Genomic DNA, 20928 nt, shown 5'->3' with positions numbered 1-20928 from the left:
AGAGACGTTCCGGAAACCGTTGCGGTACAGCATGTTCCGGCGTCATGCAGGTGGTGGATGTGGCCCGGTCGGAGCAGTGTGCGGCGCTACTCTGGACCCTGTGCGTCCGCTCTCCGAACCCGTCCCGACGCCGCCGGTCGGCGGCGACGACGTGCTGCGCCTGGAGATGGACGCGGACTCGGTGGTGCACCTGTCCTGGCGGCCGGACCTGATGATCGACGAGGACCTGGCCAGGTACGCCGCCGACCGGATGGAGGAGTTCTGCGGCGGCGGCTTCCGGATGCACCCCTTGCTGGTGGACATGACCGGGATCGCCGGTGTCACCACGGCCGCCCGCAACGCCTTCGGCGAACCGTCCGGCACCGCCGCGGTCGCCCTGCTCGGCGAGACCCCGGTGGACCGGGTGATGGCCACCTTCGTGATCGGCGTCAACCAGCCGTCGGCGGCCACCCGCTACTTCACCGACCGGGCCGAGGCCCTGCACTGGCTGCGCGACGAGAGGGCGCGCAGTGAGCGGGGTGACTGAGCCGGCGCAGGACCGACGTCTCGAGGAACTGGTCGACGTCGTCGTGCGGATGGCGTCCGGTGACCTGGACGCCCGGATGGACATCAGTGCGCGCCGGGACCTGGTCGATGCGGTGAGCACCGGCATCAACATGCTGGCCGGCGAACTGCGGGACGTGCACGCCGAGCTCGAGATGCGGGTCGCGGCAAGGACCACCGAGCTGGAGGCGGCCCGCGTGGAGCTCGAGCGGATGGCCCTGGAGGACCCGCTGACCGGGCTGGCCAACCGGGTGCGACTGTCCGAGCGGCTGGCCGAGGCCTGCGACCGGCAGGACGGCCGGCCACCGCCGTCGGTGCTGATGATCGACGTCGACCACTTCAAGGACATCAACGACACCATGGGTCACGCCGCCGGTGATGCGGTGTTGATCGAGGTCGCCCGCCGCCTGCTCTCGCTGGTGCCGGACCGGGCCACGGTGGCGCGGATGGGCGGCGACGAGTTCTGCGTGCTGGTGCCGGAGGCGAGTCGGACCACCGTGCACCGGATGGCGAGCGAGATGCTGCGTGCCCTGCACGGGTCGTTCCTGATCGCCGGCCGCATCGTGAGCGCAGGCGCCAGCATCGGGGTGCGGGACGGCGAGGCGGGACTCGGGCCGGCGGTGCTGCTGCGCGACGCGGACACCGCCCTCTATGCGGCGAAGGCCTCCGGACGCGGTGCGGTGCAGGTGTTCCGTCGGGACATGCACGACGCGGTGGTGGACCGGCTGACCCTGGGTATCGACCTGGCCGAGGCCATCGCCCAGGACCGGCTGTTCCTGCAGTTCCAACCGATCGTGCGGCTGTCCGACGACGTAATGGTGGCCGCGGAGGCGCTGGTCCGCTGGCAGCATCCGCAGCGCGGACTGCTGTCGCCCTCCGCGTTCGTGCCGATCGCCGAGACCAGTGGCCTGATCGACGATCTCGGTCGCTGGGTGGTGCGGGACGCGATCCGCCGGCTGGCCGACTGGCAGCGCCGGCTGCCGCTGGACCCGGAGTTCCAGCTGCACGTCAACATCTCCGCGGTCGAGCTGCGCCGGTCCGGCATGGACCGGTACGTCGTCGACCAGCTGGCCGCGCACGGGGTCCCGCCGTCCCGACTGTTGATCGAGCTGTCGGAGACGGCGCTGATGACCGCGGGCGCGGGGGCCACCGACCGGCTGCAGGCGCTGCGCGACGCCGGTGTCGGTGTCGCCATCGACGACTTCGGCACCGGCTACTCCTCCATCAGCTACCTGCGGCGGCTGCCGATCGACACCGTCAAGCTCGACCGCTCGTTGATCACCGGCCTGGACCGTGACCCGGACCAGCGCGGCTTCCTGGCCGCCGTGCTGCAGCTGATCGACTCGGTCGGGCTGCGGTCGGTGGTGGAGGGGGTCGAGTCCGCGGGCGAGCTCCGCACACTGCGCGACCTGGGTGCCGGGCTGGCCCAGGGCTTCCACCTCGGCCGCCCGCTCAGCCCCACCGCGCTCGAGGCGTCCTGGGGTCCGGCCTGCCGGCGGCAGCAGGTCCGCGGGCTGCACTCGGCCTGAGGCCCGTCGCTACGGTGGAGGCGTGGGCGACCCTCCCGGCAGCGAACACCTGATCACCGAGCACCTGATCACCGATGCGGCTGCGTTGTCCGCGCTGTACCCGGCCCCGGTGGCCCGTGCGCTGGGCAAGGAGAGTCCGGTGCTGACACCGGGCTACGTGGAACTGCTGGCCGCGGCGCCGTTCTGCATCGTCGCCACGCACGGTCCGGCCGGCATCGACTGCTCGCCGCGCGGCGACCCGCCGGGGTTCGTGCAGGTGCTCGACGAGCGCACCCTGCTGCTGCCGGACCGGCGCGGCAACAACCGGCTGGACACCCTGCGGAACCTGCTGCACGACCCGGCGATCGCACTGATCTTCCTGATCCCCGGCATGGGCGAGGCGGTCCGGGTGCGCGGCACCGCCGTCATCTCCACCGACCCGGACCTGCTCGAGCGCTGCCGGATCCAGGGGGTGCTGCCGGCCACCGTGCTGGTGGTGTCGGTCGACTGCGTCTACTTCCAGTGCCAGCGCGCGCTGCTGCGGTCCGGTTTGTGGGACCCGGCGGCGCAGGTCGACCGCAGCACGCTGCCGTCCACCGGCCGGCTGCAGCAGGAGCTCGGCCAGTTCACCGCGGCGCAGGCCGCCGAGTACGACGCCACCCTGGCCGACTACGCCGCGGCGACGTTGTACGAGGGACCGACGAAGGCCTGATCCGCCTGGTCGTCCCAGGGGATCTCAGCCGAGCACGCGGCGGAGGAACTTCCGGGTGCGGTCGTCCTGCGGGTCGGCGAGCACCTGCTCCGGCGGGCCGACCTCGGCCACCCCGCCGTCGGCCAGGAACGCCACCCGGTCGGCGACGTCCCGGGCGAAGGCCATCTCGTGGGTGGCGACCAGCATGGTCATGCCGTCCGACCGCAGATCCGCGAGCAACGCCAGCACCTCGCCCACCAGCTCCGGGTCCAGCGCGCTGGTCACCTCGTCGAACAGCATCAGCACCGGGCGGTTGACCAGCGCCCGGGCGATCGCCACCCGCTGCTGCTGACCGCCGGAGAGCTGGTCCGGCCGGGCCGCCGCGCGCTGCCGCAGCCCCACCCGGTCCAGCATGGCAAGCGCCGTCTCCTCCGCCTGCTCCCGGCCGATCCCGTGCACCCGGCGCGGGGCCAGGGTGATGTTGTCCAGCACGGACATGTGCGGGAACAGGTTGAACGACTGGAACACCATGCCGACCCGGGCGCGTACCCGGTCCGGGTTCACCCGCGGGTCGGTGATGTCCTCGCCGTCCAGCAGCACCTGCCCGTCGTCGATCACCTCGAGCAGGTTGATGCAGCGCAGCAGCGTCGACTTGCCGGACCCGGACGCGCCGATCAGCACCGTGCAGGTGTGCGGTGCCGCGGTCAGCGACAGGTCGCGCAGCACCACGCCGGTGCCGTAGGACTTGCGCAGCGATCGCACCTCGAGCAGGTGCCCGGGCTCCGCCGGGTCACCGCCCTTGACCAGATCCGTCACACCGCACCGCCCGCGCCCTGCCAGCCCTGCCGCCGGGCCACCAGGTCCGTCAGCCGGGTCATCGGGATGGTCAGCACCAGGAACAGCAGGCCGGCCACGACATACGGTGTGTAGTTGTAGGTCTCGGCGATGTCGATCTGCGCCTGCAGCACGGCGTCGTAGTAGACCGTGCCGAGCACGGCGACCAGCGCGGTGTCCTTCTGCAGCGACACCAGGTCGTTGAGCAGCGGCGGGATCACCCGGCGGAACGCCTGCGGCACCACCACGTACCGCATGGTGCGGCCGTGGCTCAGGCCGAGCGAGCGGGCGGCCGCCCGCTGCGAGGGGTGTACCGACTCGATGCCGGCCCGGAACACCTCGGCCACGTAGGCGGAGTAGGTGAGGATCAGCGCGACGCATCCCCAGAACAGCCCGCTGCTCGGCAGCCATTCGATGCGCAGCGACGGCACGCCGAACCCGAGCAGGTAGATGACCAGCAGCGCGGGCAGCCCGCGGAACACGTCGGTGTACACCGTCGACAGGGCACGCAGCGGGAAGAAGGCCGGTCCGCGCAGCGATCTCAGCAGGGCGAGGGTGAGACCCAGGATCAGGATGGCGATCTCGCAGACCACCATCAGGCGGACGTTGAGCCACAACCCCTTCGCGATGTCCGGCAACACCTCCCAGCCGTAGGCCAGGTTGAAGAACGAGGCCCGCAGCTGCGGCCAGCCCTTGGTGTTGACGACGGCGATGACCACGACCGCCAGCAGCAGGACGGTCGACCCGGCGGCGATCAGCGCCGACCGGTTGTCCCGGCGCCGCCGGTAGGCGATCCGCTGCTGCTGCAGGGGTGACGGGGTCCAGTCGTCCTGCATGCCGGTGGGGCCGGTCACCGGTCCGCGGTCAGCCCAGGACGGGCGCGCCGGCGTCGGCGAGCCACTCGGTCGCCAGCGCGTCGATGGTGCCGTCGGCGCGGATCGCGTCGACGGCCGCGCTGACGCACGTGGTCAGCGGCGAGTCCTTCTCCAGCAGCAGGCCGAACTGCTCGGCCGCCTCGCCGGTCGGCGGCAGCTGGCCGACCAGCTTGCCGCCCTCCAGCTCGGCGTTGGCCAGGTAGAAGGCCGTCGGCAGGTCCACCACCAGGCCGTCGACCTGACCGTTCTTCAGCGCCTGCACCGCGGCGTCGTTCGTCTGGAAGATCTGCGGGTCGCTGTCCGGGGCGATCTGGTCCTGCAGCGCGGTGAGGCTGGTGGTGCCGATCTGCGCGCCGAGGTTGGCCGACTTCAGGTCGGCGACGGTGGTGGCGCCGGCGATCGGCGAGCTGTCCACGGTCACCACGGCCTGGGTCACGTCGTAGTAGCCGGAGGAGAAGTCGACGGCCTGCTTGCGGTCGTCGGTGATGGAGAACTGGTTGATGTCGAAGTCGAACGCCTTCGGCGCCGGGGAGATCGCCGCGTTGAACGCCACCCGGGTCCAGGTGACCTGGTCGTCGGTGTAGCCGAGCTTCTCCGCCACCGCGTAGGCGATCGCCGACTCGTAGCCCTTCTTGTTGGTGGGGTCGTTGTCCACCATCCACGGCTCGTAGGCCGGCTCCGAGGTCGCGATGGTCAGCGTGCCGGCCTCCTGGGTGGCCAGATCGGCGGGGGCGCACTCCGCGGGGAGGGCTGCGCTCCCGCTCGTCGGCGCCTCGCTGCTGCTCGGCGCCTCGCTGCTCGGGGCGGCAGAGCTGGTCGCGGCGGAGCTCGAGGCCGCAGGGCTGGTGGCGGCGGGGGTGGTGCTGCCGGCGGTCGGCGACGGGTCGCTGCCGCAGGCGGCCAGGGCGAGAGCGGCGACACCCAGGACCGCGGTGGACACTGCATGGCGAGCGGACATGACGGCCTCGGATTCTGGGTACCGGCGGGTACCGGTCGGGGTGCTGGTGGCGGGTGTGCCGGGGCATCGTCGATCCGGCGCGGAGCCGTCAGCATACGAACCCACCCGGCGGCGGCGGAACCGTCGCCGTGGTGTGCCACCATCGCCGCACGGCGTGAGGACGAGGAGTGTCGATGGAGAACGGGTCGATTCCCGGTGGCGGCAGCATCGAGCACCTGGCGGAGCGCGGTCGCTTCCGCGTGGTGGACGAGGGTGGCCGGCAGATCGCCGAGCTCGACTACACGGCGCTGCCCGGGATCTGGGACCTCACCCACACCTACTCCGACCCCGGCTATCGCGGCACCGGCCTGGCGTCGGTGCTGGTCACCCACGTGATGGACCAGGCCCGCGCCGCCGGGGTGACGATCGTGCCCAGCTGCCCCTACATCCCGGTCTGGCTGTCCCGGCACCCGGACTACGTCGACCTGGTGGCCCGGTGACCCCGCCCGGGGACCGGCGGCACGATCCCGAACCCACTGGTGGCCCGGCCGACCTTCCCGCCGACCAGGGCACCGGTCACGCCGGCGAGCACGACATCGACCGCGCGCTGGACGCGGCGATGGAGGCCCTCTCCGACCACGACGCCGACCCCGCCGCGGAGGCCGCCGAGGTCGCGGCCGCCGCGGCCGGCGACCCGGTCGCGGTGGCCGCGGTCGCCCGCCGGCAGCGGATGAACGGTGTACGCGGCGCGCTGTCCACGCTGAGCGCCCGGATGGGGGCCGAGCGAGCGACCCGGGCGGCGGAGGCGGCGGAGAACGCCGCGGAGGCGAACAAGCGGACGCAGGCGGCGCTGGAGCGCGAGGAGAAGCTGCAGCGCCGGCCGTCCCAGCACCCGTTCCGGACCGGTTTCCTCGGCGGGCTGGGCCTGCTGCTCGCCTACGTGACGTTCTTGTCGCTGGACTCGATCCGCGGCACGCTGATCGTCATCTCGGTGGCCGCGTTGCTGGCCATCGGGCTGGACCCTGCCGTGTCGTTCCTGGTGCGGCACCACATCCGGCGCGGTTTCGCCGTGACCATCGTCTTCCTCACGTTGATGGCGGCGCTGACCGGCGCGGTGTTCGCGATCATCCCGCCGATCGTCAACGAGGTCGTCGGCTTCGCCACCTCGGTGCCCGGTTACATCGAGAACCTCGGCAACAACGCCACCATCAAGAGCCTGGACGAGCGCTTCCACATCCTGGACCAGCTGCAGAACTCCGACATCATCCAGAACATCGGCAGCGGCGCGGCCAGCAGTATCGTCACCGCCGGCGTGACCGCGGCCGGCATCCTGGCGGACTTCTTCGTCGCGATGGTGCTGTCGCTGTTCTTCCTGGCCGGTCTGCCGAAGATCAAGGCGGCGGCCTGGCGGCTGGCGCCGGCCTCCCGCCGGCAGCGGGTCGCGGACCTCGGCGACAAGGTGCTCAAGCAGATGGGCGGCTACCTGTCCGGGGCCACCGTCGTCGCGCTGCAGGCCGGCCTGGTGGCCGGCGTGTTCGCCGCCGCCGTCGGCCTGCCCTACCCGTGGGCGATCGCGCTGGGCGCCGCGGTCCTGGACTTCCTGCCGGTGATCGGGCCGATCGTCATCGGCGTCTCGATGACGTTGATCGGCTTCACCCAGTCGATCACCCTCGGGATCATCGCCGGCGGCTTCTACATCGTCCAGCACATGTTCGAGGCCTACTGGCTCTACCCGCGGGTGATGCGCCGGCAGGTCGACATCTCCACCGGCGCGGTGGTGGTGGCCATCGTCATCGGCGGTGCCCTCCTCGGCGTCACCGGCGCCCTGCTCGCGGTGCCCGTCGCCGCGGCGGTGCAGCTGATCGTGCGCGAGGTGGTCATGCCGATGCAGGAACGGCACTAGTCCGGAGGCCATGGCGGTCGGCCCTTCCCGGTCACCGGACATCGCGTCACAACCGTACCGAAAATGGTACGGTTGTGACGTGACCACCAATCGTTCGAGGCTGCGGGACATGGCCGTCGGCCAGCACGGGTACGTCTCGACCGGAGATGCCGCTGCCATCGGCGTTCCTGCCGTCGAACTCCGCAAGCTCGCCGCGCGTGGAGGACTCGAGAGGATCGGTCACGGTCTCTACCGCGTGTCGGATGTGCCGTTCGACGACGTTGATCAGTACGCCCGGGCGGTCCGGTTGGTGGGTCCGGGTGCCCACCTCACGCAGGATGCAGTTCTCGCCCTGCACGGACTCGGCCTGGTGAACCCTCGAAGGATCCGCGTCGGTACACCACGACGATTCCGGGGGGCTCTCCCCGCCTTCGTCGAGGTCGTCCACGAGCAGGTCCCATGCTCTGCCATCACCGAGTATTCGGGCATCCGATCGACGACGGTCGCCCGTGCACTGATCGACTGCGTGGGCAAGGTGATGCCGGAGCGACTCCGGGATGCGGTCACTCAAGCGAAGCGGGAGGGGCTGCTCACCAGGACCGAAACGCACCAGGTCCGCCAGGCGATCCGGAACGTGCCGTGAACACCAGGCACCGCACACCGCCGAGCAACCTCACCGCGCTCAAGGCCCGCTTGAACAACATCGCCGGCCCGAACGATTCTCATCTGGTCGCCCGCACTCTTGCGTGTGTGATCGTCGGGCAGTTGATACCGGCCGGAGCGATCAAGGGAGGGACTGCCCTCCGGGTCCATTTCGGACTTGAGGCGACACGCGCATCCCGGGATCTGGACGTCACCACGGATGCCGATCGCGAGGTCTTCATCGAGGATCTGCAGCGGCGGCTACGCGTCGGTTGGAACGGGTTCACGGGTCGAGTGTTGGCGCGTCGCGGGCCTCGTCCTGCCGGCATCCCTCCCACGTACGTGATGAGCCCCTACGACCTCAAGATGGACTTCCGTGGGCAGTCATGGCTCACGGTGCCGCTGGAACTCGGTCGCGACGAGATCGGCGACACGGAAAGACCGGTCGACGTGATGGCCGAATCGATCAGCGTGATCTTCGAGGCGCTCGGCTTCCCGCGACCCAGGCCTGTCCCGGTCCTGGCACGCGAGGACCAGGTGGCTCAGAAGCTCCACGCCTGTTCAGCGTCCGGCAGCGATCGAGCCCACGACCTGGTCGATCTGCAGCTACTCTCCGGCGACCCATCCGCGCTGGATCTCGGGATGACCCTCGAATTGTGCACGAGGCTCTTTCGCTCGCGACGCTCCCATCCGTGGCCCCCCACGGTCGTGGTCGGACCCGGTTGGCCCACGTTGTATGCCGAGGCCGCCGACGGTTTGGGTGTGATCCCGGACGTGGATTCAGCAGTCCGTTGGGTCAACGGGCTGATTGCGGACATCGACGCATCACAGGTCAACTGAGGATCCGAGCGGGGTGCACCGAGGATCCAGATCGCTCAGACCGGGTCGAGGCCGGCGGCGAGGCGGTGGGCCTGGTCGTCCATCCGCTGCCGGGCCCGCCGGACCAGGTGGTCGTTGCCGGTCTCCAGGCCCCAGAGGGCGGTACCGACCGGCCCGAGCGACTGCAGCACGGCAGTCCGGTCGGCGAGGGCGTCGTCCGGCGGGGTGCTGCGCAGCGAGCGGTAGCGGGCCAGCAGCCGATGGCACTCGTCGGCGCCGAGCGCGTGCCGGTGGTCCAGGAAGTCCTCGGCCGGGTCGCCCCAGCCGGAGTCCGTCCAGTCGATGATGCCGAGCAGCTCGCCGTCGCCGGAGACCATCAGGTGGCCGGGGTGCACGTCGCCGTGCATCAGCACCGGGGTGCCGGTCCAGAGCTCGTCCCGGGCCAGGTCGGCCCGCCAGCGGTCGAGCACCGGGCCCGGCACCTCCACCGCGGCGGCCAGCTCGTCCACCCGCTGCGCCCGGTGCCGGCGGAAGGCCTGCGGGTCCGGCGGCGGGCCGAGCACCGTGCCGACCTCGGCGGCCGGGATGTCGTGCAGCCGCGCCAGCGTCGCGGCCAACCGGTCCACCAGTAGCTCCGGCAGCGGCGGTGGGAAGCGGAGCACGAAGTCGCCGTCGCTGCGCGGTTCCTCGCCGAGCGGGTTGCCGGGCAGGCTCGGGTAGCCCATCACCGCGACGTCGTCGACCACGGTGAACAGCTCCCACCGCGGGACGGCGGTGGGCAGCCGGTCGGCGACCAGCTGCAGGATCCGGTGCTCCCGCTCGGCGATCGCCCGGTCCCCGGCCTCCCGGTGCGCCCGCACGATCCACGGGACCCCGTCCACCTCGGCGCGCAGCACCCGGTGGTCCCAGCCGACCTCGACCACCTCGACCGGGCGCACGTCACGGCCGGGCAGCAGCCGACCGGCGAGCGCGGCCAGGTCACTGCCCGGCGTGCTCACGCGGTGCCCTCGGTGGCGGCCTCGCCGGCGATCTCCGGTTCGGACCCGGGCTCGGGTGCCGGTGCCGGGTCGGGCTCGCGACGTGCTGCCGCGGCCTCCGTGCGGCGGGTGGCCCGGCGGGCGGCGATCCGGCCGAGCGGCTCGCCGGCCCTGGCCACCAGCGGCCCGAGCACGGCCATCATCAGCACGTAGGTGGCGGCGAGCGCGGAGATCCCCGGGATGTCGACCACCGCGCCGGCGGCCAGCCCGGCGATGACGATGTTGAACTCTCCGCGGGACACCATCACGGTGCCGGCGCGGATCTGGCCGCCCGGCCCGATCCCGGCCCGGCGCGCCGCCCAGCCGCCGGAGGCGACCTTGGTCAGCGCGGTGATCACGGTGAGGATCAGCGCCGGGACCAGCATCGGCGGGATGTCGGCCGGGTGGGTGGACAGGCCGAAGAAGACGAAGAAGACCGCCGCGAAGAAGTCGCGCAGCGGCGAGAGCAGGGCGTACGCGCTCTCCGCGACCCGGCCGGACAGCGCGATGCCGACCAGGAACGCACCCACCGCCTCGGACACCTGCACCGCCTGCGCCAGCCCGGCGACCAGCAGGGCCAGGCCGAACACGATGAGCAGCAGCACCTCGGAGTTCTCGGTCCAGATCAGCCGGCCCAGACCGCGGCCGAAACGCAGCGCGATGACCAGCGCCGCGGTGATCGCGACGAGGGCGATGCCCACCGAGGTCAGGCCGGAGACGAAGCTCGCCCCGGCCAGCAGCGTGGTCAGCACCGGCAGGTACACGGCCATCGTGAGGTCCTCGATGACCAGCAACGACAGCACGACGGGCGTCTCCCGGTTGCCCAGCCGGCCCAGGTCCTGCAGGAGTTTCGCGGTGATCCCGGAGCTGGTGACGTAGGTGATGCCGCCCATGGCGACGACGCCGGCCACCGGCCAGCCCATGATCAGCCCGAAGATGACGCCGGGCGCCGAGTTCAGTACCAGGTTGACCAGCCCGGCGGGCGCCTGCTGCCGCAGGTTCGTCACCAGTTCGGGGGCGGAGTACTCCAGGCCGAGCAGGAGCAGCAGCAGGATGACGCCGATCTCGGCGCCGGAGGAGATGAACTCGGCCGGGGCGTCCAGCGGGAGCAGCCCGCCCTCACCGAACGCCAGCCCGGCCAGCAGGTAGAAGGGGATCGGGGAGAGCCCGATCCGGCCGGCCAGCCGACCGAGCAGACCCAGCACCAGGATCACGCCGCCCAGTTCGATCAGGAGCACGGCCTCGCTCATCGGTGCTCCTCGGGGCGGTGGGGCCGGGTCAGGCGACGATCTCGCGCAGGTTCTCGATGGCTTCCGGGGTGGCGACCACGATCAGCACGTCGCCGCCCTTGAGCCCGGTGTCCGGAGTCGGGGAGGGGATGGCCTCGCCGTCCCGCAGCAGGGCCACCACCGAGGCGCCGGTCCGGCTGCGCGCCTTCGTCGCGCCCAGGGTCAGGCCGTCGTACCGGGAGCCGTGGGCGATCCGGATCTTGCCGGTCGCCAGGCTCGCCACCTGGTCGGACAGGTTCGCCAGCCGCTCGATGACCTTGCGGTTGCCGAGGAACTCGGCCAGCGCGTCGGCCTCCTGGCCGGACAGCCCGATCACCGCGGAACACGAGTCCGGGTCGTCCTTGCTGAACACCACGAGATCGCGCTTGCCGTTGCGGTGGCTCACCACGCCGACCCGCCGGCCGGCCTCGGTGAGGAAGTCGTGGCGGATGCCGACGCCGGGCAGCCGGGTCTCGCTGATGTCGACGTCTTCGCTGAAGATGCCCATCTCCGTATCGCCTCCACTGACCTGCACCGGGCATTCGTTGCCCGGATCGTGCAACGCCGGACCGGTCGAGGGTAATCCCGTGGCGGGGGTGCGTGTGCCGGGCGTACGGTCCGACCGTGCCGGACCTCGACGAAGCCCTCCGGACCTGCGCCGATGCGGGGTTCTCCGGCACCGTCTGCGTGCGCCGCGGCGGGCAGGACCTGCTGCACGCCGGTTACGGCCTGGCCTCCCGCCGCTGGCTGGTCCCGGTCTCCACGGCGACCCGGTTCGACGCCGCGTCCATCGGCAAGGTGTTCACCGCGGTGGCGGTGCTGCAGCTGGTCGACGCCGGCCGGCTGGCCCTCGACGAGCGGATCGGCCGGTTCGTCGACCTGTCCGGCACGGTGATCGACCCGGACATCACCGTGCGGCAGTTGCTGCTGCACCGGTCCGGGATTGCGGACTTCGACGAAGAGAACCCCGCGAATCCTTCGGAGGCGCGGCCGTCGGTCTGGCTGACGGTGCCGTGCCAGGCGATCAACAGCACCAGGGACTTCCTGCCGCTGTTCGGCTCGCTGCCGCCGAACTTCGCGCCCGGCACCGACTTCCGCTACTCCAACGCCGGGTACGTGGTGCTGGGGCTGGTGATCGAGGGGGTGACCGGCCGGGAGTACCGCGAGGTGGTGACCACCGACGTGCTGCAGCGGTGCGGGCTGGCCTCCAGCGGGTTCTTCGACCGGCGGGAGGACCGGCCGGACGTCGCCGAGGGCTGGGAGCCGCTCACCGACGACCCGGCCGGCGGCTGGACGCAGAACCTCTACGAGTACCCGCCGGTCGGCGCCCCGGACGGCGGGATCCACCTGACCGCAGGCGATCTCGCCACCTTCCTGCGACTGCTGCGCACCGGCGAGGTGCTCTCGCCGGCCTCGACGACGGCGATGCTCACCCCGTTCGACGTCTATCGCCGGCGCGAGGACTGCACGCTGGAGTACGGGTATGCGCTGGAGTTCGTCCGGGACGCCGGCGGGGTGGTGCGCAGCACCTACAAGGACGGCGCGTCGCCCGGTGCCGGCGGGATCGGCCGCTGGTACCCGGACATCGACGTGGACGTCGCGATCCTCGGCAACGCGGAGAGCATGTTCGAACCGGTGGTCGACGTGGTGCACGACTGGCTGCGCGCGCAGTTCCCGGAGATCGGGCCGTCCGGCTTCTGAACCCGGGGTAGTAGGTTCGCCGGATGAGCCGTTGGCACCGCGTCACCACCGCAGAGGACCTGACCGGGCGGCGGGCCGTGGTGACCGGGGCGAACACCGGCCTCGGCTTCCGGACGGCGCTGGACCTCGCCGCGCTGGGCGCGCACGTGACGCTGGCGGTCCGCCGGCCGGAACGCGGTGAGCAGGCCGCCGAGCGGATCCGGAGGGCCGGAGCTCCGGGCGGGATCGATGTGGCGGCACTGGATCTCGGGGATCTGGCGACGGTGCACCGGTTCGCCCGGGACCGCTCGGAACCGGTCGACGTACTGGTCAACAACGCCGGTCTGATGATGGTGCCCCGACGGGAGATCACCATCGACGGCTTCGAGAGTCAGATGGGGGTCAACCATCTCGGCCACTTCGCGCTCACCGCGCTGCTGTACGAACGGCTCTCGCCGGATGCGCGGGTGGTGTCGCTGTCCTCCATCGCCCACCGGTCGGCCCGGCGACTTGACCACGGCATGGGTCTGGTCGGCGACTACGACCCGGCCACCGCCTACGGCCAGTCCAAGCTGGCGGTGCTGCTGTTCACCGCCGAGTTGCACCGCCGGCTGGCGGCCGTCGGCAGCGGCATCCGCGCCGTCGCCGCCCATCCCGGATGGTCCGCCACCGCGGAAGGCCCTGCGCCGCAGGACGATCCGGGGCTGCAGGTACGGATCGGCCGGGCCGCGACCGCCCTGCTCGGAACCCGGCCCGCCCACGGTGCGCGTTCCCAGGTGCACGCCGCATCGGCGTCCGGCGTCCGCTCCGGCGACTTCTGGGGCCCGCGGTTCCTCACCGCCGGGATGCCGCACCCGGCCCGGACCTCCCGCGCCGCCACCGATCCCGCCGACGCCGAATGGCTCTGGGCGGAGTCGGAACGGTTGACCGGCGTGCTGTTCCGGCCCTGACCCGTCCTGCGTGTGCTTTCAGGCCGGGCCCATCACCAGGCAGGTGGAGCTGGCGGTGGCCAGCACCGTGCCGGCCGCGTCCCGGACATCGCCCTCGGCGAAGGCCGCCCGGCGTCCCGGCTTGGTGACCCAGCCGTGCGCGGTGAGTTCGGCGCCGGCCCGCACCGGACGCAGGTAGTTCACCTTGATCTCGAGCGAGGTGTAGGCGACCCCGGCCGCCAGCGTGGTGTGCACGGCGCAGGCGGTGACGGTGTCCAGCAGCGTGCAGACCAGCCCGCCGTGCACCACACCGATGGGGTTGTAGACCGACTCGTCGGGCAGACAGCCGAACACCACCTCGCCCGGGTCCACCCGCTGCACGGTGAAGCCCATCAGCTGGGCGATCGGGGGTGGCGGCATGTCGCCGGCCATCATGCTGCGCAGGAAGTCCAGGCCGCTGAGATCGCGCCCGCGCAGGGCGAGATCGGCGGGATCGGCCCAGGACACCGTCTTGGACCGGGCGGGGACGGCAGGCTGGTCGCTCATCACTGCATGCTAGGTCCGGGTATCTCGTCCTCGATCGCGCGGTCCCGGGTGAGCCGGACGCCGACCAGCACCATCGGCACCAGCGACACGATCGCCACCACCAGCGGGACGGTCCAGTCCCCGGTCAGGTCGTGCAGCGCGCCGAACACCAGCGGCCCGATCGCGCCGAGCAGGTAGCCCAGGCACTGGGTGAACGCGGACAGCGCGACGGTGCCGTCCGGGGTGCGGGCCCGCAGCGGCACCATGGTCAGGCCGAGGGCGAAGGTGCCGCCGCCGATGCCGACCAGCAGCATCCACAGCCAGGCGGCGTCGGCCGGGGCCAGTAACATGCCGAGATAGCCTCCCGCGTAACAGATCCCGAAGACCATCATCACCGGTCTGATCCGGGACTGCGTGCGCAGCAGCAGCGGAACGGCCAGCGACAGGGCGATGCTCAGCGCCGGCGGGATCGCCAGCAGCGCGCCCATCGTCACCGGCGGCACCCCGGCGTCCAGCAGCACCTGGCCGAGCCAGCCGAGGGCGATGTAGATCTGCACGGTCTGCAGGGCGAAGAAGCCGGCCATCGCCCAACCCAGCCCGGTGCGCAGCAGCGCCCGGAGCGGGACCGCCGCGCCGCGACCGGCGCGTTCGCTGCCCCGGCTGCGCAGCACGACCAGCAGCCACGGCACCAGCGCGGTGACCGCGACCAGCGCCCACACCAGCAGGCCGGTCCGCCAGTCGCCGCCCAGGCCGTTCTGCAGCGGGATGGTCACGCCGGATCCGATGGTGGCGCCGAGGGAGAGCGTCGTGACGTACACCGCGGTGACGGTGGTGATGTGCTCCGGGAAGTGCCGCCGGATCAGGCCGGGCATCAGCACGTTCCCGGCCGCGAGACCGATCAGCGACACCCCGGTGCCGGCGAACAGTGCGGTCGCCCCCGGCACCAGCACCCGGAACAGCTGACCGGCGAGCGATGCCACGATCGCCACCAGCACCAGCCGATGGGCGCCGATCCGGCCGGCGACCCACGGGGTGACGATGCCGGCGAAGGCGAACACCACCGGCGGCAGGGCGTTGAGCGCGCCGCCGGCCAACCCGTCCAGGCCCAGGTCGGACCGGATCAGCGGCAGCACGGCGCCGACCGAGTTCACCGACAGCCGCAGGTTCAGCGCCAGCGCGATGACCGCGACCAGCATCAGCCCCAGCGGGATGCGCCGGGCCCCGGCGGGTGATCTCTCGGGGACGTCCGGCACGCCCCGCACGGTCCCACGACGCCGACCGCCGGTGACGCCCGGGGGATCTCCTCGAGCGTCACCGGCCGTGTGCGCGGTGCTGTGGTGCCGGCGTGGCCGGTTGTCAGTCCTGGGGGCCGGGGGTGTCCTTGGACGGCTTGCGGATCAGCACCACTGCGGCGCCGGCCACCAGCACCGCTGCCACCGCCAGGCCGATCCAGATCCAGGCGGACAGGCCGGAGTCGTCCTCGCCGCTGGTGGGGGTGACCGCGCTGGTGACCGGTGCGGCCGATGTCGCGGACGATGCCGGCGACGACACCGTGGTGTCCGGGCTGCTGGTCGTCGCTGCCGTCGTGCTGCTGTCCGGCGACGAGCCGGTGGTGGCTGCCGTCGTGCTGCTGCTCGCAGTCGTGCTGCTCGACGGGGTGCTCGGCGAACTGCTGCTGCTCGAGGTGCTGGAACTGCTGGTGGGCGCGGCGGCGCTGACGGTGAAGCGGAGTTCGCCGGTCACCGGATGCCCGTCGGCGGAGACGATCCGGTAGGCCAGGATGTACTCCCCGGCCGGTCCGGCGGTCGCCGCGGAGCTGACCACGTTGCCGTCGACGCTCACCGCGCCGGTCTGGTACTGGTTCCCGTCCGGACCGGTCAGCGCGATGACCGGCTCGAAGTTCTGCACGGCCTGGTCGAAGGTCAGGGACACGGTGGTCGGCGGTGCATCGAGCACCGCCCCCTCCGCGGGGTCGCTGCCGGTCAGCACGTCGTGCGCGGAGGCCGGACCGGCCGCGAACAGCAACGCTCCGGTCGCGAGCAGCCCGGTGAGCAGGATGCGGATCAGGCGCCCTCTCATCGGGCGCTCCGCCCGCGCCGGATGCCGATGGCACCGACGAGCAGCCCACCGGCCCCGACCACGATGCCGATGACGGCGAGCACCCGGGCCGCCGAGTCGGTGTCGCCGTGCTCCGCTGCTGCGGACACGGTGGCCGTGCTGTCGGTGGCCGGGGCGGTGGAGGTGTCTGCGCCGTGGGAATGCCCGGCGTCGCCGTCGCCGTCGGCCTGCACGACGGTCAGGGTGGGTGCCGGGTGCTCCGGCTCCTCACCGCTCGCCGGGGTCGGCTCGTCCCAGTCGACGACGGTGCCGTCCGAGTAGGTCTGGGCCGCGGGGAACGAGATCGACTCCACGTCCGGCACCGGGCCGACGGAGACGTCGAACTCTGCGAACTCACCGAGCGAGATCTGCCCGTCGGCATCGGCTTTCCAGGTGATCGAGGTGACGGCCTCGGTGATGGTGGTGTTCCCCTGGGTCACCGGAGTGTCCAGGGTCGACCGGGTGACGGTCGCCGTCCAGCCCGGCTCCTTCTTGACCGAGACGGAGGCGAACGGATGGTCGGTGGGGAAGTCGACGGTCACCTGGACCGTCGATGCGGTGGCCGACTCGTTGGGCACCCGGAAGGTGAGCTTCGAGTAGCTGCCGGCGGTGGCGGTGCCGGGGTTCACGGTGACGTGCGCGGAGGCCGCGCCGGCGCCGATCAGCAGGCCGAGACCGGTGAGCAGGGTGAGCACTCCGGCGCGGCGGGCGATGCCCGGCTTCCGGGGTTGAAAAGGTGTTGCTGGCAAGGGGAGTGACAAGGTGTTTCCTTCAGGACGTCAGGAACGCGCGGCACCGTCGGGGCGCGGGCGCGGACACACCGGCGGCCGTCAGGAGGCCACCGGTCAGGGGAGGAGCGACACCCGTGGCGGTCCGCGCCGGACTGCGGGACCGGAGACGAGTCGGGCCAGTGCCGGGCCGGGCACCGCGGTGGTGCGGACGAACCAGGACAGGATGGCGATCGGGCCGGCGGCGACCCCGGCGGACAGCACCAGCCGGCGCCGGCCGACCCGGCCGGCTGCCCGGTCGGCGGCGGTCAGCACCAGGCCGGTCAGCAGGGCGGCGAGCAGGTGGAAGACGACCATCCGGCCGCTGGGCCACCCGTCGCCGGACCCGTGGTGCGCGGAGGCGGAGAAGAGCAGGTGGAACAGCACCTGGGCGGCGAGCAGGGCGCCGGTCACCGACAGCGCGGAGCGTCGGCGATCGGCGAGACCGACGGCCATCGGGACCAGCGCGGCGCCGACCACCACGGTGACCGCGGGATCGGGCAGGCCGCCGCCGGCGGCCTGGTGACCGGCCGTGGCCAGCAGCGCCGACGACCCGGCGAAGACGACGGCGCGCGGCACCCGCCAGGGGCTCTGTCGCGCGCGTTCCACAGCTGTCGAGCTTAGTGCCCGGGATCCCGTGCCGGATCTGCTCCGGGCCGGCCGGACCTGCGTGCGGTCAGGCGGCGACGAGGAAGGTCATCAGGTCGGCCTCGATCTGACCGAGTTCCTTGCCGACGGCGTGCAGAGTGGCGCGGCGGCGTCCGGGCGGCATGGACCCGGAGGCCCGGACCGCGGTGGACAGGTCGGCCAGCCGCTCCCGGGCGACCTGGACGAAGCGGGTCACCTGCAGGTCGCGGGACCGGCGGTTGCGCAGGTCCTCGATCGACCGCTCCAGGCCGACGATCCGCGCGGACACCGGTCCGGTCGGCCCGCGGAACTCGGCCACCTCGCTGATGCCGACGCCCAGCTTCGCCGCCCGGCGCTGGTCCAGGAACCCGCGGGCGCCGGTGGATGCCTTGAGCGCCAGCGGGGCGAGTGCCGGACCGGCGATCTTCGCCGCAGCGACGGCCCGACGTGCGGTCTTCGGGTCGGTGAGGGTGCCGATCAGCCCGCCCTTGGCAGCCTTGGCCTCGGCCCGTTTGGTGGCCTCGAGGGCCTTGCGATCGGCGGTCTTCCCGGCCTTCAGCGCCTTCTTGTCGGCCTTCTTCGCAGCCTTGGCAGCCTTCTTCGCGGCCTTGTCGGCACCGCCGCCGGCGCTCTTCTTCCTGCCGAACACCACGGGTTCTCCTTCGTCGTGGGCGGAATCCTGCACCGTGGGTTCCCACCCTAGTGGGGTCACTCACCCCTGTCGGTGCGGGCTCCTAGGGTGGGGATCGTGCAGGTGCCCGTCGGATCCCCGATGCCGGTCCGGCTCGCGCCGTCGGCGGCCGGCCGGTGCCGGCGTCGTGTGCATCTCGACAACGATCCGCAGGCCCCCCGGGAGCGCCGGCTGGCGGCGGACGACGGCGCCCGGCACCGCATCGCCGACATGGACGCGCACCGCGACCGGGTGGTGCAGGAACTCGCCGTCGCCTTCCCCGGTGCGCCGGAGGGAGCCTCGGCGTGGGACGTGCTCGACGCCGGCGGGCGACCACCGGTGGTGCTCGGGCTGCCGCTGGCCTCCGAGCACCGGGTCGGTGACCCGGAGATGGTGGTGTGGCTCGGCGACGGCTACGTGCCGGTGATCGTGCGCAGCCACCGCACCACCGACCAGGGTGCCGGTGCCGTGCTGTCGTCGCCGGCCGAACCGCTGCGGCGCACGGTCGCCGACGGCCGCAAGCCGAGGCCGCACCAGTCCGACGTCCTCGCGCTGGCGCACCTCTACCGGTTGCTGGGCGAGCAGGGCCTCGCGTCCGACACCGCGCTGGGCGGGGTGATCGGCCGCGGTCACGCCGACGCCGGGGAGCCGGGTGCGGCGCACGACGACGCGGAGAACGTGCTGTGGCACGACCTCTCGGTGCTGCTGCCGGAGTACGACCGGCGGTTCGCGGACCGGCTTGCGGTCGCCACGGCGGCGCGGGCCGGTCAGGTGCTGGCCCGGCCGACCCGGATCGGCGAGTGCCGCCGCTGCCCGTGGTGGCCGGTGTGCTCGGTGGAACTCGAAGCGGGACACGACATCTCGCTGGTCTCGGCGGGGGGCGACACCGAGGTGCTGCTCGGCGCCGGGGTGCGGACGGTCGACCAGCTGGCCCGGATGCCCGCGGACGAGGTGGCCGAGCTGCCGCTGACCGGGATCGACCCGGCGACGGCGCGGACCCGGGCCCGGGCCTGGTTGGTGGGGGCACCGGTGGTCCGCCGGCACGGCCGGATCACCGTGCCCAGGGCGGATCTCGAGCTCGACGTCGACATGGAGTCCTACCTGGACGACGGCGCGTACCTGTGGGGCACGTTCCTCACCGGACCGGCCGTCACCCGGCTCGGACTCACCGCCGGGTACCGCCCGTTCGCGTCCTGGCGGCCGATGCCCGATGCCGACGAGGGTCGGGCCTTCGCCGACTTCTGGGGGTACCTGACCGAATTGCGCCGGCTGGCCGCCGAGCACGGGCTGACCTTCGCCGCCTACTGCTACTCCCGCTGGGCCGAGGAGCGCTGGCTGCGGTCCACCCCGGTGCGGTATCCCCAGGTGCCGGGCATGCCGGGCACCGCCGCGATCGAGGCGTTCTGCTCCGGGCCGCAGTGGGTGGACATGTACCAGCAGATCCGCGACCAGTTCATCGTGCCCGGGTCCATGAAGCTGAAGTCGCTGGCGCCGCTCGCCGGGTTCCACTGGCGGGACGCGGAGCCCGGCGGGGAGAACTCGATGGCCTGGTACCGGACGGCCGTCGGCTTCGACGGCGCCGCGCCGGACGTCGCCTCCGCCGAGCGGGTGCTCCGCTACAACGAGGACGACGTCCGCGCGACGCTGGCGCTGCGCGAGTGGATGACCCACCGCAGCGGCACCGTGCCGACAGCGGCCGAGCTGGACGCCCGGGTGTTCTGAGCAGGGGTTTTTAGCGGGGGGCCATCCGCAGCGAGCCGTCGAGCCGGATGACCTCGCCGTTCAGGTAGTCCTGGGCGGCGAGGGAGAGCACCAGCGCGGCGTACTCGTCCGGCCGGCCGAAGCGGGCCGGGAACGGCACGGTGGCCTGCAGGCCCTTGCGGAACTCCTCGGTGATCGAGGCCATCATCGGGGTGTCCAGGATGCCCGGGGCGATCGTCATCACCCGGATCCCCGACTGCGCCAGGTCGCGCGCGGCCGGGAGGGTCATGGCGGCCACGCCGCCCTTGGACGCGGAGTAGGCGATCTGCCCGATCTGGCCGTCGAACGCCGCGACGGAGGCGGTGTTGACGATCAGCCCGCGCTGGCCCTGCTCGTCGACCGGCTCGGTGGCGGCCATCGCCTCGGCGGCGAGGCGCAGCACGTTGAAGGTGCCGATCAGGTTGATCCCGATCACCCGGGAGAACTGCTCGAGCTCGTGCACGCCCTTGCGGGACAGGATGCGGCCCGGGGTGGCCACGCCGGCGCAGTTGACCGCGAGGCGCAGCGGCTTGCCGGACTCGACCGCCTTGGTCACCGCCGCCTCCACGTCGGCCGGCTCGCGGACGTCACCGGACACCGGGACGATGCCCTCGCCCGGCGCGCCCGCGCGCTCCCAACCGACACCGAGGTCGATACCGATGACGGTCACACCCTGAGCGACCAGGGCGGCGGCGGTGGCGGCGCCGAGGCCGGAGGCCGCGCCGGTGACGATGGCGGAAGAGCCGGAGAGCTGCATCTGTGGAGACTCCTGAAGTCGTTCGCGGTGGATCGGCACGCGCGCGGTGCCGTCCTCATCATGGGGTGCCGCCGGGCCGCTGCCCACGGTCCCCCGCCACCTGTGGTCACCCTCACCCCCG

General features: G+C 72.3%; 23 protein-coding genes. 10 read left to right on the top strand and 13 right to left on the bottom strand.

Going from position 1 to position 20928, the window contains the following annotated elements:
• The first annotated feature begins 100 nt into the window (after positions 1–100).
• From GIS00_RS17345 to GIS00_RS17335, 3 genes are read left to right on the top strand one after another with little or no spacing between them, the layout of a single operon-like run.
• Positions 101–526 carry a DUF7793 family protein gene (locus GIS00_RS17345; protein WP_154769660.1) on the top strand — a complete coding sequence of 142 codons (426 nt, stop codon included), beginning with the start codon at positions 101–103 and terminating at the stop codon, positions 524–526.
• On the top strand, positions 510–2072 hold the full coding sequence (locus tag GIS00_RS17340; protein WP_154769659.1) for a putative bifunctional diguanylate cyclase/phosphodiesterase: 1563 nt from the start codon (positions 510–512) through the stop codon (positions 2070–2072). The genes GIS00_RS17345 and GIS00_RS17340 overlap by 17 nt, the downstream gene beginning before the upstream one ends.
• A gap of 22 nt (positions 2073–2094) precedes the next feature.
• Complete coding sequence (locus GIS00_RS17335) at positions 2095–2763, top strand: pyridoxamine 5'-phosphate oxidase family protein (protein WP_322098071.1); 669 nt, start codon at positions 2095–2097, stop codon at positions 2761–2763.
• A 24-nt stretch (positions 2764–2787) separates the two neighbouring features.
• On the opposite strand, the gene GIS00_RS17330 is transcribed toward GIS00_RS17335, so the two are convergent.
• From GIS00_RS17330 to GIS00_RS17320, 3 genes are read right to left on the bottom strand one after another with little or no spacing between them, the layout of a single operon-like run.
• Positions 2788–3549 carry an amino acid ABC transporter ATP-binding protein gene (locus tag GIS00_RS17330; RefSeq protein ID WP_154769746.1) on the bottom strand — a complete coding sequence of 254 codons (762 nt, stop codon included), beginning with the start codon at positions 3547–3549 and terminating at the stop codon, positions 2788–2790.
• Between the two features lie 5 nt (positions 3550–3554).
• Complete coding sequence (locus GIS00_RS17325) at positions 3555–4412, bottom strand: amino acid ABC transporter permease (RefSeq protein ID WP_154769745.1); 858 nt, start codon at positions 4410–4412, stop codon at positions 3555–3557.
• A 28-nt stretch (positions 4413–4440) separates the two neighbouring features.
• Positions 4441–5409, bottom strand: a complete 969-nt coding sequence (locus tag GIS00_RS17320) for an ABC transporter substrate-binding protein (RefSeq protein WP_154769658.1) — start codon at positions 5407–5409, stop codon at positions 4441–4443.
• Positions 5410–5582: 173 nt separating this feature from the next.
• On the opposite strand from GIS00_RS17320, the gene GIS00_RS17315 reads away from it, so the two are divergent.
• The 4 genes from GIS00_RS17315 to GIS00_RS17300 all read left to right on the top strand — a co-directional run bounded on the left by GIS00_RS17315 (position 5583) and on the right by GIS00_RS17300 (position 8752).
• Positions 5583–5888, top strand: a complete 306-nt coding sequence (locus GIS00_RS17315; RefSeq protein ID WP_154769657.1) for a GNAT family N-acetyltransferase — start codon at positions 5583–5585, stop codon at positions 5886–5888.
• On the top strand, positions 5885–7291 hold the full coding sequence (locus GIS00_RS17310) for an AI-2E family transporter (RefSeq protein WP_154769656.1): 1407 nt from the start codon (positions 5885–5887) through the stop codon (positions 7289–7291). Before GIS00_RS17315 ends, GIS00_RS17310 begins: the two co-directional genes overlap by 4 nt.
• 109 nt (positions 7292–7400) lie before the next feature.
• Positions 7401–7913, top strand: coding sequence for a type IV toxin-antitoxin system AbiEi family antitoxin domain-containing protein (locus GIS00_RS17305; protein ID WP_230313692.1), 513 nt, complete (start codon positions 7401–7403; stop codon positions 7911–7913).
• Positions 7910–8752, top strand: a complete 843-nt coding sequence (locus tag GIS00_RS17300; RefSeq protein WP_196073329.1) for a nucleotidyl transferase AbiEii/AbiGii toxin family protein — start codon at positions 7910–7912, stop codon at positions 8750–8752. Before GIS00_RS17305 ends, GIS00_RS17300 begins: the two co-directional genes overlap by 4 nt.
• A gap of 35 nt (positions 8753–8787) precedes the next feature.
• Here the strand turns inward: GIS00_RS17300 and GIS00_RS17295 are convergent, their stop codons facing one another.
• From GIS00_RS17295 to GIS00_RS17285, 3 genes are read right to left on the bottom strand one after another with little or no spacing between them, the layout of a single operon-like run.
• Positions 8788–9729 (bottom strand): phosphotransferase, encoded by a 942-nt coding sequence (locus GIS00_RS17295; RefSeq protein ID WP_154769653.1) that lies wholly within the window; start codon positions 9727–9729, stop codon positions 8788–8790.
• The gene (locus GIS00_RS17290; RefSeq protein ID WP_154769652.1) at positions 9726–10997 is read right to left on the bottom strand and encodes a cation:proton antiporter; all 1272 of its coding nucleotides are present in this window, start codon (positions 10995–10997) and stop codon (positions 9726–9728) included. Before GIS00_RS17290 ends, GIS00_RS17295 begins: the two co-directional genes overlap by 4 nt.
• Positions 10998–11025: 28 nt before the next feature.
• Positions 11026–11523 (bottom strand): cation:proton antiporter regulatory subunit, encoded by a 498-nt coding sequence (locus GIS00_RS17285; protein ID WP_154769651.1) that lies wholly within the window; start codon positions 11521–11523, stop codon positions 11026–11028.
• A 116-nt stretch (positions 11524–11639) separates the two neighbouring features.
• Here GIS00_RS17285 and GIS00_RS17280 point away from each other — a divergent pair, with 116 nt between their 5' ends.
• Positions 11640–12716 carry a serine hydrolase domain-containing protein gene (locus GIS00_RS17280; protein ID WP_322098068.1) on the top strand — a complete coding sequence of 359 codons (1077 nt, stop codon included), beginning with the start codon at positions 11640–11642 and terminating at the stop codon, positions 12714–12716.
• 23 nt (positions 12717–12739) lie between these two features.
• Positions 12740–13645 (top strand): SDR family NAD(P)-dependent oxidoreductase, encoded by a 906-nt coding sequence (locus GIS00_RS17275; protein WP_154769650.1) that lies wholly within the window; start codon positions 12740–12742, stop codon positions 13643–13645.
• An 18-nt stretch (positions 13646–13663) separates the two neighbouring features.
• Here the strand turns inward: GIS00_RS17275 and GIS00_RS17270 are convergent, their stop codons facing one another.
• From GIS00_RS17270 to GIS00_RS17245, 6 genes are all read right to left on the bottom strand, one after another.
• A complete protein-coding gene (locus tag GIS00_RS17270; RefSeq protein ID WP_154769649.1) occupies positions 13664–14170 on the bottom strand; it encodes a PaaI family thioesterase in 507 nt (168 codons plus the stop codon).
• A complete protein-coding gene (locus GIS00_RS17265; protein ID WP_154769648.1) occupies positions 14170–15402 on the bottom strand; it encodes an MFS transporter in 1233 nt (410 codons plus the stop codon). Before GIS00_RS17265 ends, GIS00_RS17270 begins: the two co-directional genes overlap by 1 nt.
• A 103-nt stretch (positions 15403–15505) precedes the next feature.
• Positions 15506–16228 carry a copper resistance CopC family protein gene (locus GIS00_RS17260; protein WP_154769647.1) on the bottom strand — a complete coding sequence of 241 codons (723 nt, stop codon included), beginning with the start codon at positions 16226–16228 and terminating at the stop codon, positions 15506–15508.
• Entirely contained in the window at positions 16225–17007 is a 783-nt protein-coding gene (locus GIS00_RS17255; RefSeq protein ID WP_230313691.1) for a YcnI family copper-binding membrane protein, read from the bottom strand. The genes GIS00_RS17260 and GIS00_RS17255 overlap by 4 nt, the downstream gene beginning before the upstream one ends.
• An 84-nt stretch (positions 17008–17091) precedes the next feature.
• A complete protein-coding gene (locus GIS00_RS17250) occupies positions 17092–17622 on the bottom strand; it encodes a hypothetical protein (RefSeq protein ID WP_154769646.1) in 531 nt (176 codons plus the stop codon).
• Between the two features lie 67 nt (positions 17623–17689).
• Positions 17690–18292: a DUF6474 family protein gene (locus tag GIS00_RS17245; RefSeq protein ID WP_154769645.1), complete on the bottom strand. Its 603-nt coding sequence runs from the start codon at positions 18290–18292 to the stop codon at positions 17690–17692.
• 96 nt (positions 18293–18388) lie between these two features.
• Between GIS00_RS17245 and GIS00_RS17240 the strand changes: the two genes are divergently transcribed.
• Positions 18389–20032 carry a TM0106 family RecB-like putative nuclease gene (locus GIS00_RS17240; protein WP_322098067.1) on the top strand — a complete coding sequence of 548 codons (1644 nt, stop codon included), beginning with the start codon at positions 18389–18391 and terminating at the stop codon, positions 20030–20032.
• A gap of 10 nt (positions 20033–20042) precedes the next feature.
• Here the strand turns inward: GIS00_RS17240 and GIS00_RS17235 are convergent, their stop codons facing one another.
• A complete protein-coding gene (locus tag GIS00_RS17235) occupies positions 20043–20807 on the bottom strand; it encodes an SDR family NAD(P)-dependent oxidoreductase (protein WP_154769644.1) in 765 nt (254 codons plus the stop codon).
• Positions 20808–20928: the final 121 nt, after the last annotated feature.

It is taken from the genome of Nakamurella alba, from assembly GCF_009707545.1.
Taxonomy (GTDB): Bacteria; Actinomycetota; Actinomycetes; order Mycobacteriales; family Nakamurellaceae; genus Nakamurella; species Nakamurella alba.
Note: the sequence above shows the minus strand (reverse complement) of the source record. Positions and strands in the feature narration are given on the sequence as shown.